Annotated in this window: 10 protein-coding genes; 2 read left to right on the top strand and 8 right to left on the bottom strand. The window is 37.8% G+C overall.

From position 1 onward, the window contains the following. Positions 1 to 18: 18 nt before the first annotated feature. Entirely contained in the window at positions 19 to 996 is a 978-nt protein-coding gene (locus tag FC89_RS11980) for an NAD(P)H-dependent flavin oxidoreductase (RefSeq protein ID WP_083485499.1), read from the bottom strand. Between the two features lie 128 nt (positions 997 to 1,124). Here FC89_RS11980 and FC89_RS11975 point away from each other — a divergent pair, with 128 nt between their 5' ends. Continuing rightward, a complete protein-coding gene (locus FC89_RS11975) occupies positions 1,125 to 1,646 on the top strand; it encodes a TetR family transcriptional regulator (protein WP_083485498.1) in 522 nt (173 codons plus the stop codon). An 80-nt stretch (positions 1,647 to 1,726) separates the two neighbouring features. On the opposite strand, the gene FC89_RS11970 is transcribed toward FC89_RS11975, so the two are convergent. The 6 genes from FC89_RS11970 to FC89_RS11945 form a co-directional block, all read right to left on the bottom strand. Next, positions 1,727 to 2,467: a copper homeostasis protein CutC gene (locus FC89_RS11970; RefSeq protein WP_057872765.1), complete on the bottom strand. Its 741-nt coding sequence runs from the start codon at positions 2,465 to 2,467 to the stop codon at positions 1,727 to 1,729. Between the two features lie 20 nt (positions 2,468 to 2,487). After that, entirely contained in the window at positions 2,488 to 3,438 is a 951-nt protein-coding gene (locus FC89_RS11965; protein ID WP_057872764.1) for a glycosylasparaginase, read from the bottom strand. A 28-nt stretch (positions 3,439 to 3,466) separates the two neighbouring features. Next, on the bottom strand, positions 3,467 to 4,363 hold the full coding sequence (locus FC89_RS11960) for an ROK family protein (RefSeq protein ID WP_057872763.1): 897 nt from the start codon (positions 4,361 to 4,363) through the stop codon (positions 3,467 to 3,469). Between the two features lie 22 nt (positions 4,364 to 4,385). Next, entirely contained in the window at positions 4,386 to 6,032 is a 1,647-nt protein-coding gene (locus FC89_RS11955; protein WP_057872762.1) for a peptide ABC transporter substrate-binding protein, read from the bottom strand. Positions 6,033 to 6,143: 111 nt separating this feature from the next. Then, positions 6,144 to 7,463: a M20/M25/M40 family metallo-hydrolase gene (locus tag FC89_RS11950; protein WP_057872761.1), complete on the bottom strand. Its 1,320-nt coding sequence runs from the start codon at positions 7,461 to 7,463 to the stop codon at positions 6,144 to 6,146. A 213-nt stretch (positions 7,464 to 7,676) separates the two neighbouring features. Next, positions 7,677 to 8,915 (bottom strand): M20/M25/M40 family metallo-hydrolase, encoded by a 1,239-nt coding sequence (locus FC89_RS11945; protein ID WP_057872760.1) that lies wholly within the window; start codon positions 8,913 to 8,915, stop codon positions 7,677 to 7,679. A gap of 242 nt (positions 8,916 to 9,157) precedes the next feature. Here FC89_RS11945 and FC89_RS11940 point away from each other — a divergent pair, with 242 nt between their 5' ends. Further along, positions 9,158 to 9,745 carry a TetR/AcrR family transcriptional regulator gene (locus tag FC89_RS11940; RefSeq protein WP_057872759.1) on the top strand — a complete coding sequence of 196 codons (588 nt, stop codon included), beginning with the start codon at positions 9,158 to 9,160 and terminating at the stop codon, positions 9,743 to 9,745. A 106-nt stretch (positions 9,746 to 9,851) separates the two neighbouring features. Here FC89_RS11940 and FC89_RS11935 read toward each other — a convergent pair whose 3' ends face one another. Continuing rightward, positions 9,852 to 13,550: a DEAD/DEAH box helicase gene (locus FC89_RS11935; RefSeq protein WP_057872758.1), complete on the bottom strand. Its 3,699-nt coding sequence runs from the start codon at positions 13,548 to 13,550 to the stop codon at positions 9,852 to 9,854. Positions 13,551 to 13,673 lie beyond the last annotated feature (123 nt).

Raw genomic sequence — 13,673 nt, 5'->3', positions numbered from 1 at the left:
TTTTAACTACCAGCACCACTATCTAATCTGCGCGGCATCATTTAATAATGCACAGCCGCTTTGATATACACTATCAACAATCTCTTTAACGGCCCGTTCTTTGGTCACTAAAGAAACAACTTGTCCTGGCATAACCGCCCCTTTTTGCTCAACATCTCCCGTTTCAGAAGCAATCTTTAAAGAACCGCTGGCAAGCTGTTCTATTTTTTCAGCGGCAGCTGCTTGTGGTAACTCACGCTCAATTGCCAAAATCTTTTTTGAAAGTTCATTTTTAATTTGCCAACATGGTGCTTGGGTTGAATAACCAGTCATAACAAGATCCTCTGCTTGTGCTCTAATGACTGCTTGTTTTACATTGGGATGAATACCATCTTCAATAGCCGCTAAAAAGACCGTTCCCATTTCAATTCCGGCAGCACCTAAAATTCGTGCGGCTGCATATCCGCGACCGTCCGCAATTCCACCGGATGCAACAACAGCTGCTTGTTTTACCACATCAACAACCGCTGGGACTAATGCCATCGTACCAACTTGCGTCATATGTCCGCCACCTTCGTGACCCTTGGCAACAATCACTTCAGCGCCACATTGATCAGCTACAATTGCTTCTTTTGCAGTTGCAACTTTAGCGATCACTTTGATTCCTGCCTGATGCCAAGTTTCAAACCATTTTTGAGTCAATTCTTGGTTTAAACCGGCAAAGTTATCAGCATAAATAAATTCAATTCGGTATTTGCGAGCGATTTCAGTAATTCGCTTAAGATTATCAGCTGCAAATTCACTGATTGTAACATTAATGGCAAAAGGTCGTGATGTTTTTTCTTGCGTCAGTTTGATTTGCTGTTCTACAATCTCTGTAGGAGCAAAACCAACACCCAAAACACCTAATGCTCCAGCATTTGAAATTTCACTTACCAAATCAGCCATTGAAGTCCAAGCCATTGGTCCGCCAATAATTGGATATTCAGTTCCTAAAATCTTTGTTAAGTTTTTCACTTTAGTCACTCCTATTTAACTTGATATAATGTATTATAATTTGAAATTCAATAAGTAAGTTAGACAATCAGCCTGCTCCTGTCTAGTACATTGCCAATCGGAGGACTTTCCCATGACAGAAAAAAAAGATCATTCAAGCTTTCTTGGACTTACTGCAACAAAAGGATTACTCACAAATTTCAATTAGTGAAATTATGCGGCATGTTCATTTAACCAGAACTTACTTTTATCAATTTTTTGATAGTAAAGCAGATTTGGCTCGTGAAGCTTTTTTTGTATTTGTTGCTGATATATTAGAATATTTAGCGAATGCTTTTATTAATCAAAATAAAGTTGATAATCGTAATACCTTAGCTGGTGTTAATTTCTTTTTAAATCACACAGATCAGATGCGGCTGTTACTTTCTTTTCAAACGCCAAATTTTAATCTTGTAAACGAATTTCAAGAGCGCATTAAAGCAATCATAAAAAAACAAGTACAAACCTCCAGCAAAGCACCTGCTAACAGAATCGATTATTTTGCTGAATTATTTGCCGTTTCAACCTTAACTACAATTTCTTGGGCTTTGAACCAACCTAATATTACAGCAACAGAAATTGTTGAACTAATTGATACCTGCATTTCTGATGGATTAATTAAAATTATTTGAAAACAAAAAATCCAGTCAAAGTATCAATTCGCTTCAACTGGATTTTTGCAAAAACATTATATTTTGGAACTTGAAAACCATTATTTTAGTTCAGCTAATAGTTGCCGAACCAACTGTGGAGAAACTGCTTCATAACTTCCTGGAACTTCTTGCTTTAAGTAAGAAAAATCAACTTGCTGACGATAAGCGGTCTGATCAATCTGTTTTACTGTACATGATGCATGAACCTGCTTGATTCCGGTAGTACTAATTAACGAACGAACATTAGCAGGATTGATCCCGCTACCGGCTAAGATTTCGATCTGCTTGCCAAAATTTTTTTGTAATTCAGCTAACACATTCCGGCCGGCCCAAGCAGTCGGCTGCAATCCACTGGTTAAGATTCGGTCCAGATGCAGTTTAATCAATGTAGTCGTATTTTTTACCGGATCGATCGAACAATCAAATGCGCGATGAAAAACTGCTTCTGCATCATATCCATGCGTTATTTCAACTAATTGTCGTGTCCTGTCAATATCAATCTCTCCCGCTTCTGTTAAGAAGCCAAAAGATAATCCATCAGCACCATTGGCTAATAATAGCTCAGCCGTTGTCAGTATCTCTTTAAATTCTGCTTCAGAATAGCAAAAACCGGCTCCTCGTGGTCGGACCATACAAATTACTTTTAAGTTCGTTGTTTGTTTAGTTAGTTGCAAAGCACTCAAAGTCGGAGTTAATCCGCCAAGGAAAAGTGCACTGTTCAACTCTATACGCTCAGCTCCAGCTTGGCTGGCAGCTAAAGCATCCTGATAATTTCCACAGCAAACTTCTAATGTTTCGATTTTAATTCACCTCAAATATTTTATTGTTTTGCAGCTCCTCGTGCGGCAAAATAATTTTCCAGCCATTGCGGTGAAGCCGGCTTGATTTCTGTGTGCTGCCCAACCGCATTAGCCACGTAAACAATCGGATCTGGAGACGTCTGCGTTGCCACTACCAAAGAGAAATCATTAATGTTGGTTGCGCAGCCCCAGTGTCCCCGGTTATCCATAGCAACTACCGAAAGATCTCCAGCTGTTCCTCGTCGCTGACGAAGCTGCTGATCTAAATGGAAAACAGCTTGCTCGCAGGCCTCTTGCGGCGTTTTTCCGGCGCTCATCAAGCGAACTATCTCATAAGAAAGGCATCCCTTCATGATGTCTTCACCTAAACCTGTAGCACTAGCGCCACCAATTTGACTGTCAACGTAAAAACCGGAACCGGCAACTGGTGAATCACCAACTCGTCCGGCTTTCTTCATAAAAAGACCACTGGTTGACGTCGCAGTTGTCATTTTCCCCTGCTGATCCAAGCAAACCATACCAACCGTATCATGTCCAGCATAAGGACGCTTAGTCTGCGAATCTTGTTGAATTTGCTGCCGATAAAAGCCTTTAGCCCGCTCTGTCAGCATGTTTTTTCGTTGAAAATTATTAATGCTGGCATATTTTTCTGCTCCGGGACCAACAAGAAAATTATTAACCTTTTCTTGTGATAATTTTTGGGCAACCGAAACTGGGTTAGCAAAATCTTTTAGCGCACCGACTGCTCCGATCGCTAAAGTATCACCATTCATGTAAGCAGCATCCAACTCAACTTCTTGATTTTCATTGGGCAAGCCGCCATAGCCAACTGATTTATAAAATGGGAAATTCTCCACTTCTTTAACAGCAGTTGTTACCGTTTCACCAGCCGTTTTGCCAGCTGCCAGCATTTGACCGGCAATTTTTAAGCTATCCAGCGACATACTCCAAGTCGCAATAATTCCCCACATACTCAAAGTCCTTTCATTTTAAAAAAACTTATTTTTTAACGATCTTTACCAACGGGACAATTGCCCCAATCAGATTAGCATCATTATAAAAATTAGCACTGACAATTTCAGGGATCGTAAGCGTTCGTTCAGATAAAGGTGATATTTGGTGCCATTTTTTAAATGAGACCCGCAACTGCTTGATCAAAATCGGTTGACTGCTGATTCCGCCGCCGATTACAAATTTATTTAAATCTAAAACGCTTTGAATATTGTAAATCAAAAGCGCTACTTGATCACAAAAAGCGGTAAATGCCGTCCAAGCATAAGTTTCACCAGCCATTATCTGAGCAAATACCCGCTGACCATCCTTGGCGTTTGGTAAATGCAGATGATGGCCGATATCTTCGATCATACCGGTTGCTGAGAGTAATGCAGCTGTTTTTTCAACTCCGGCAGCACTTTGATTGATCACCATAAAACTTGGTTCACTGGCAGCAAAATGATTTCCTCGAATCAAACGATCATTCAAAAAAATAGCTGAGCCAATTCCAGTCCCCAAAACAATCATAGCTGCATTTTTCTCTGATGTTAGCTGTCCTTGCCACTTCTCAGCTAACGCGGCACAGTTGCTGTCATTTTCAATCGTTACCGGCAAACCGTATTTATGCTGCAGATCATTAAAAAAATCACTTTTTTCCAAGAATGACAGCCGTGCTGAGGCTAATAACTTTTTTGTCGTCGGATCAACAACTCCCGGCAAGCTGAAACCCATTCCCTGAATATCATGACAGTGCAAATCAATAATTTTATACAATGACCTTAAAAATTGAGCCTGATCATCAGTATTAGCAGCATTTGTTCCTTTAACAATGATTTGCCCGAATTCATTGATCAATGCATATTTAAGATTTGTTCCTCCGATGTCAATTGACAAAAAGTTCAACTTACGCTCCTCCAGTAACTAATTATTTAAGATACACTTTCTTATAATTATGAGCAGGTCCGGCTGTATTTACAATCAGATTTTTTAATTTTTTACTTTGCAGGAATGAATTTGATTTTTGATACAGCGGAATTGTTATCTGATCGTTCATCAATATTTTTTCTGCTTTAACCATATTATCCCAGCGAACCGATTCATTATTTGACGGATTATTATTAATTTCGTCAATCAACTGATTATAGTTAGGATTATTATAACCGCCAGCATCACCGGAATTACCAGCCTGATATAAATTCAAGAAGGTCACCGGATCCGAAAAATCAGCTCCCCAACCGGAAATTACAATATCAAAATTACCTTTTTGTGAGCGAGAGATTCTAACTGTTTTAGGGACACTTTGGACATCAACAGCTAACCCAGGTAATAAGCTTTCCCACTGACTTTGAACAAATTCAGCGGTTTGTTTGGAAGCATCATCATCGTCACTTAGTAAGCTGACTTTCAATTTTGAAACTCCCAGCTGTTTTAATCCTTTGGTCCAATAATCTTTGGCAGCTGATTTATTATAAGCGACTCCATCCTTAACATATGCTTCAGCAGCAAAATCTGTACCAGTTTTGGGATTTTTAGCCAAATCACTGGTAACAAAACCCTTAGCCGGCAATGAACCGTCACTTAAAACCTTGTTGGTCAGTTGTTTGCGATCCAATGTTAACGAAAGTGCCTTACGAATATTTACATTGTTTAACGCTGCTTTTAAGTCGCTGTCAGCGGGATTCTTTAAATTAAACTGCAAATAAACCGAAGTAGCTGATTTATTCAAAACATAATTTTTCGAACTTTTTTCACTGGCTACTTGACTGCCCAGCAATTGAGTCTGATCCAATTTGCCTGTTTGGAAAAGATTTAATCCAGTTGATGGTGATTTAACGACTTGGAAATTAATCGCAGTTAAATGAACCTGCTTTTTATCCCAATAATTTTTATTTTTAGCTAATTGCCATTTTTCGTTAGTCCCTTTCCAACCCTTTAAGACAAATGGCCCATTAGAAATGGTTTTAGCCGCATTAGTCCCATATTTTGAACCATATTTTTCAACTGCCTGTTGATTTTGCGGATAGAAGACTGGCATCGCCATTAATAATTTGAAATACGAGATGCGATGTTCCAAGTTTACTTGGACTTGGTATTTATTTACAGCTTTGATACCCAAAGTTTGATAATTCTTTTTACCATTCATGATAGCATCTGCATTTTTGATTCCTGAATACAAGTAAGCATACTCAGATGCTGTCTTGGGATTAACCGTCCTTTGCCAACCATAAACAAAATTTTTGGCTGTAACTGGTTGACCATTACTCCACTTGGCATCTTTACGTAAATTAAAAGTATAAGTCAGTCCATCTTTTGACGTAGTAATTTTCGTCGCTAATTCTTTTTCGATTTTACTGTCTTTGCCCAATTGCAAGAAACCTTCACCAGTATTTTCCAACATCTGCATACTAGTCGTATCTGAAGCATGCGATGGATCCATCGTTGCTAAATCACTACTCACCGCAAGATTCAAAACTTGTTTCGACTGTGAACTTTTATTACCACAAGCAGCTAATAACCCACTACACACAATCAGCGTTCCTAATAACGCTCCCAAATGCTTTTTTGTCAGCATAAAATTCATCCCCCACAATATTAATAAATTCTAATTTACTTTTCATATATTAAATTAAAATTAGATTAATTGCAAGCGCTCAGAAGAATATTTATAATCTATTTTTAATAATTAGTTAAAGTCCATCGTTGCTAAAGATTTCAAAGTCAAATATTCAATCAGGATAATTTTTTGCCAATCAGAAACTTTTAACCACTCATTTTCCTTGTGCGCAATGCCGCGTTGCCCTGGGAATGACGGACCAAATGCAACAATATTGGGCAGGAAACGAGCATACGTAATTCCTGTTGTAGTTACCGGTGTACCATCAAGTCCGGTTACTCTTTCATAAATTGCTTGCATCTGTTTAATCATTGGCATTTGTGGATCACGATAAAGCGGAGCAATTGCGGTCTTGATAATTAGTTTACTATTGGCTGGCAAATGTGCTTGTAAGTTTTGCAGTAATTGTGCTTTAGACAACTCGATCGGATAGCGAATAGAAAAGTTCACCTGTAATTGATTAGATGCTTGAAAATACTCGACTCCGTAGACACTGATCTGCAGCTTGCCAGAGGTTTTCCCATTAAAAGCAATTTCTAATTTATTACCGGTTGAATCAGTTGCTGCTAAATATAGCCAATTAAAGGCTGCTCCGAGCTGCCCAGGCAAAAAACGCTGAGCTTCAGCTAAACTTGCTAAGGCATTCTTCCCCAGATCTGGTGCATTGCTGGGGGTCTTTTCTCCAAGATAGGTTAGGTTCACGCCAGAAGTAAATTGAATAACAGCTTTATCCGGAAGATAACTGGGAGAAAAATCACCCATAATAGCCGCCAAGTCGGCATCGCTTTGATCCTGAAAGCTAAACCGCAGTGATAGACGCAACATGCCGCGTTCTGCAAAAACAACTGGATATTTGCCATCAGGTGTAAAGCCGGCGATCGATGGTTTCTCTACCAAGTTATAAGTTTGCATATCTGCACTACCTGATTCTTCATCAGTTCCAAAAATAATTCGAATGGAATGACGGGGGTGAAATCCTGCTTTTTTTAATAATGCCAACGCAAATAAGGCTCCCATGATTGGTCCTTTGTTGTCTAAAACACCGCGACCGTACATATAATCACCTTTAAGCGTTAATTTAAACGGATCACTCTTCCAACCAGCTTGTTGAGCGGCAACCACATCCAGATGACCCAAAGCAGCAATATAACTTTCATCTTTACCAGTAAGCTCCGCCCAACCAACCTGATCATTTAACTGTTTGGTCGTTAAGCCAAGACTTTGGGCAATCATTAATGCTTGGTTTAAAGCTGCTCGCGGGCCTTGACCAAACGGTGCATGTGATTTGGCTGGACCTTTTACACTTGGAATTTCAATCATTTCAGCTAATCGTGCCTGAAAAAAAGGAGTTTTCTCATCAATTGTCTTTTTTAATTCATCTATATCCATTTTTTAGCTCCATTCCACTGAATAAATTAAATTATTGTAATTTTACCACATAATCAAAAAAATAAATTAGAGTTTTATAATTTAATATCAGAAGAAAAGTAAAAAAGGGTAAATAAATCAGGCTGAACAAAAGATTGATTTTGCCGCAGCCTGATGAAATTTATTTAAATTTAACTACCCTGTCTCAAAAATAGCTAGTTGAAAAACTTTGCTTTATTGCAAGTACTCAGTTGTAACTTCTTCATAGATTTTTATAAAGTTACGAAAAACCTTGCTGTTAACATACTGATTTACTTGGTAAGAGGCATTACCGGGACCGATCACCAAAACATCCAATCGTGGATTAGTTCTTACAAATTGTGAAGCATTTTTCCCGTTTGCAGTTCCAATAAAAGTTAATTTTTGGTGTAATTGTTGTTCACTAACTTTTCTGGTTATTTGGCTAATTCTACTGTCGGGACTTAAAATAAGCGGTTCATGTTTAAAGTTGATTTTCAAACTCAATTTTGCCGAAAACTTTAAATTAATTTTCTTGATTATTTGTTCCAGCTGTTTGATCAGCTGTTCATTTGAAATCTCAGGAATCGTTCGAACAAAAACACTCAATTTTGCTTTTTCTGGCATAGTACGCAGTTGTTTACTACCGGAAATTTTAGTTATCACCGGTGTAGTCGGTCCCAAAATCAAACTTTCTTGGTTAGACAGATTTTCAAAATAAGTATTCTGTTCTTGGATAAAAGCTAACAAACTATTAATTGCATTCGCTTCTACACAAGATGAACTCTGGGTTGCTTTTCCTTGGCTGATCACGTCATAGGATAGCGCTCCCCTCCGAGCACTTTCTAGAAAATGCTGTTCAACTATTTGATTACGTTTTAATAATTCAACTGCATCATTTTTGGAAATAATTCCCAATTTTTCTAATTTGGGAGCAATTTTAGCCAAGGTTTGAATTTTCATGCCGCTGGGTTCGCTAACTACTAAGGCATCAAGATCACTGGCTAAGCCGGCAGCAATCATTTTCCGAATGCCGACTGTACTATTCTCATTACCAATCGTTCCATAAACTCTAAATTTCCCTTTCAAAGGAACTTTTTTTTCTTTCAATTCAATTAAAGCAAAAACTGCTGCTGCCAAGCTGACCTCCAGACCGGCAACCTCCTGACCATAAATCTTACGATCAATTTTGGAATCATTTGCAGGTACTGTTGCCTGCTCGGTGGAATTATCCAATAAAGTGGTATCTTCATGACCGACAAAAGCTAATACTGGGCCACGATTATTCCCAATTTCAGCAATAAAACCTGAACAATTTCCAGAAAACCTGATCACCCTCGTCTTTATATCATGGATTTGCAGTAATCTGATCAAATAATCCGCTACCCTGGTTTCACAGGCACCATCATCTCTGATCTGAATAATTTTTTGTAAAATTTCTTCAACTTCGTTCATCGTTGATCCCCCTCATATCAGCAGCCGCTAATTCCTTATCCACTCAAAATCGTGTTGTAACGTCGAAAAATGGCATCTGTCAATTATGTAAGGCCGTCATTATCATAAAAACAACTTTAATTCACAAATTAGTATATGCTGCCTATCTACAAACGCAATACTTTTGAAGAAAGTGCTACAAATTACAGTTTTTGTGACACATTAATAATATAATAAAAATTAGGGAGGAGATTATTAGAAAAATGAATGGAAAACAACGAATTGCCGAACAATCACGTCAGTGGCTATGGAAAGCGTTTTTAGAATTACTCACCGAAAGAGAATTTAATAAAATAACTATTGCTGAGATCGCGCAGCGTGCCCAGCTGGATCGCCGGACATTTTATCGGTCATTTAAAAATAAAGAATGTCTGATTAAATGGTACTTTAAAAAAATGCTTGCTCAATATCATCAAGTACTTTATCAACAGCCGCAGCCCTTATCAGTTGAAGCTGGTCTTCGCTTGTTTTTGAATTTTTGGCTAGTAAGAAAAGATACCGTTCGACTGCTGATCAATAATCACTTAAGTTTTTATTTCTTGGATATTTGGACTAAAGAAGCAATTGAAAATTATCATCTTTTCGATGAAACTTGGCGCACGCATGGTACACCGGTTGAAATAACCTATCTTGAAATTTTTATAACTGGTGGTTTATGGCAGATCATTAATGTTTGGTTAGCAAAAGAACAGCCCGAAGAACCTCAGCAAATTATTGAAATCTTCGTAAAATCATTAAACAAATTAGCCTTAACCGTCACTGAGAATCAAAACCACGAAAAATCCGAGTGACACCATTTTCAAAATAAACTAAAGTAAGTAATTATTTATAAGCAAAATAGCCGCCTGCTCTAAACTAGAACAGACAGCTTAATGAAATACTCTTATTAAGAACTTTTTACTGCAAAATCTGTAACAAATCCTGTTTTGTTAATGATCCACTGGTAATTTTTTGATTATTCAATAAATTATCGGCTAACTGTTTTTTGGCTTGCTGCAGCTGCAAAACCTTTTCCTCAATACTGTTCTTACTGATCAAGGAGTACACATTAACCTTGTTTTGTTGACCAATTCGATGTGCACGATCAGTCGCTTGATTTTGCGCAGCAATATTCCACCAAGGATCAAAATGAATAACCATATCGGCACCCGTTAAATTCAATCCTGTACCACCAGCTTTTAATGAAATCAAAAATATTGGAACCTGATCATGATTAAATTTGTTCGCTAATGCAATTCGCTCTTTTTTAGGCGTCGTACCAAAAAGTTCATAATAGTCCCAGCCCTGCCGCTGTAAATCTTTTGCTAAAAGTTTCAGTAATGACGTGAACTGTGAGAAAATCAAAATTTTATGTTCATCTGCAACTGCTTGACTGAGCAACTCCAGACAAGCTTTACGTTTAGCCGAAACTTGCTGATAATTAGCAAAAATCAGAGCTGGATCACAACAAATCTCTCGCAGCTTAGTTAGTCCTGCCAATATCTGAATTTTACTCTGTTTAACTTCTTGTTCACTCTGGCTTTGGATTCGCTTTTTTAGTGAACTTGTCTGTGCTTGATACAAAGTTCGCTGCTTATTTTCCATTTCAACTAAATAAACCTGTTCAATTTTTTCCGGCAGATCTTTAAGCACTTGGCGTTTTAACCGCCGCAAAATAAAGGGTGCCACCAACTGATTTAGTTTTTGTTGCACTGATTTTTGCTGCTCTTTAATGATCGGATTTTCAAAACTACTGAGAAAATCATGGTATGTGCCTAAAAAGCCCGGCATCAGAAAATCAAAAATACTCCATAACTCACTTAAACCATTTTCAATCGGCGTTCCGGTTAAAGCAAAACGAACCTGACTCTTAATCTTTTTGACTGCTTTCGCTGCTGAAGTCCGCGGATTTTTGATATATTGGGCTTCATCGATAATTTCAAAAGCAAAATTAAACGACTGATATTGTTCCAGATCACGCTTTAATAAATCATAAGAGGTAATAACAACATCAACCGGATCTTCTGCCAAAGCTTGTAGCTGCTGTTGGCGCTGTTTTTGTGTACCAGTTATTAATTTAACGCGCAAACTAGGCGCAAACTTTGCTAATTCTGCTTGCCAATTGTAGACCAACGATGCTGGCGTCACAATTAATGAACTAGCATGCGCAACAAATTTTTCCTGCTGATTTGCTAATAGCAATGTAATTACTTGGATTGTCTTCCCCAAGCCCATCTCATCAGCTAAAATGCCGCCAAAATAGCTTGTTGCCAGTGTCCGCAGCCATTGATAACCGATTTTTTGATAAGGTCGTAATGTTGCCTGCAACAAATTCGGTAAGGTAAACTTTTGCTGTTCAAGCTTTTCAAAGCGTTTGATCAGCTGCTGAAATTGCTGATCTGTTTTTAGTTCAAGATTCACTTGATTGTTTTTCAAACATTGATCTAAAAAGAACGCGCGATTAGCCCCTAATTGATTATGGCCAGTAAATAAGCTTTTTGTTGGCAAGTCTAAGCTTTGCTGCAGCTGGGTAATTGACTGCAGATTTTCATTTTCCAAATCAACAAAACTGCCATTGGGAAGACGGTAAAATTTCTTTTTTAACTGATATTGTTGAAAAATCTGTTGCAATTGCGCTGCCGTAAAGTCTTGACTATTGAGACTTAAGTCCACTAAATTCCCCTGCAACTTAACTCCAACTGTAACTTTGGGAGCTGATATAATAGAAATATTTTTAAGAGCAGCTGATACTTTAACCGTCCCTTGGCTTTGCAAGTGTGGTATGACTTGCGTTAACAAATCATACAGCTGTTCATCAGAAAAACTTAGCATAAATTTTTTGTTAACTTCATCAATTTCGCTAAAAAAAGTTTGCAATTGTTGTTGGACTTTTTTTTCATAACGACGATTACGATACCAAAGCGATGCAGCCGAATCCAACAAATTCAACTGTTTGTTATGATAAGCAACTAGTACCTGACACGTTAATTGCTGTTTGCTCATATCCAATAAAAAAGTAAACTCTGCTTTAGGTGGCAGCTCAGCAGTCGTTAATTGCGGCTGAATTACATTAATATTAGGATCTGCAAGCCAATCTGGTAAATAATAATAGTAAAATTCTGCTAAATTTTGTTTACCAATAACCGCTGTGAACTTATCGTCATAATCGTGATTCAACAATGGTTTAATGAGATCTGCCTGCGCTAATGAAATGCGATGAAAATGCTGATCGGCCACATAATAAGCTGTTCTTCGGCCTAAAAATACTGGTGGAATTTGTGTTGCAAATTTTAGACCTTGAAAAGACTTATTTTTACCATAAACTTTTTTCAATTCAATTATTAGCTTAAGTTGGTGATCGGTTAACTGCAAATGAGTTGTTTCTCTTGCATTACGGTTAATAAATATTACCTTTTTTCCTTGAAATGTAGCATAAAAATCATCAAGTGCTGCCGGGCCAAGCAACAAGGCGCTTTTCCCGTATTCAGGCAAGCGCAATGATTCACTCAAATTTTGATCATTCAGATCATTTTTTTCAAGACTAGTTTGCAAATCAAGCAAAGCCAGTAAGTTTCGGCGCAAAAAATCATATACCGTAAAAGCAGCTGGGGTTAGATCTTCAACCCGCAAAGTTAGGATTTGTTTTTTCCCCAATCGAACGGTTGCTCCATTAGTAAAGTCCTGCAACAGACGCGGTAAATCTTTAACCCGATAAAGCCGCTTGCCTGCTTCACCAACTTTTAAACGCAAAGCTAATGATTTATTACTGTAAGCAACTAACTCCGGCAGCAGAGAAACTTTCTTTTTGCTGTCGACGGCCGGTATATTTTTACTAAGTTGTTCATCTTTGGCATGTTTTAAGTCAGCCAACAACATCGAACCTTGATAATCGGTATAATCACCAGGATTATTTTTTAAGATCTCAGTGACCAAATGCAGTAATAGATTAGTTGTGTGTTCGCAAAAAGTATCCGTTTGGTAACATATGCTGCAAAAAGTTTTCATTACCCGATCTCGTCCAAGCATGACATATACTGCATTTTGAATCATATTGTGCTCGCTGACTGCTTTAATGACTTGCTCACGTTTACTAGAAAAAACACTGCTGTCAGGATCGCGTACATAATCCAGCTTGATTTGACTAGCTACAAAATCAGGATTTTCGTCTAATTGCTGGGCCCCTTGAAAAACCTCATCGTTTATCTTGAGATTTGCTAAAATTTTATTTAAATCAAAATAATAGTCCGCTGTCAATTGCTGCCTAACTTGTCGCTGCAATTTGCTTAATAAATTATAAGTTGCCTTTTTTTTCGGTAAAATATTGATTCCATGATCAGTGCCGACAACTTCTGCTAAAGATTCCAAAGCGCAAAAAACAGCCACTAAATGCTTGCAAGCATACCCTTTAGCTGCAAAGGGGCATGAACAGCCTTCTCTTTGCAAATTGCCCTTATGATCCACATAAATTTTAACCCGATAAGTCCTCGTCCCATGAACAGCAGCTGTCCACGCGTGCCGATATTTATCATAACGTAAATTTTCAACCCTTTTTTGCTTAAAATAACGTTGACCCCGTTTTAAAATTTGATCTGAAAACATATTTTTCCAATTAATCATTATTAGCTCCCTTTATTAAGCTAGAAAATAAATTATAATTTTATATCAATAGTCTTTATAATCATAATTTTACTCAAGTAACCACTGCAATTCAATCTTTAGTTGAATGGTACCGGCTAAAAC

It is taken from the genome of Liquorilactobacillus ghanensis DSM 18630 (genome assembly GCF_001435235.1).
Taxonomy (GTDB): domain Bacteria; phylum Bacillota; class Bacilli; order Lactobacillales; family Lactobacillaceae; genus Liquorilactobacillus; species Liquorilactobacillus ghanensis.
Note: the sequence above shows the minus strand (reverse complement) of the source record. Positions and strands in the feature narration are given on the sequence as shown.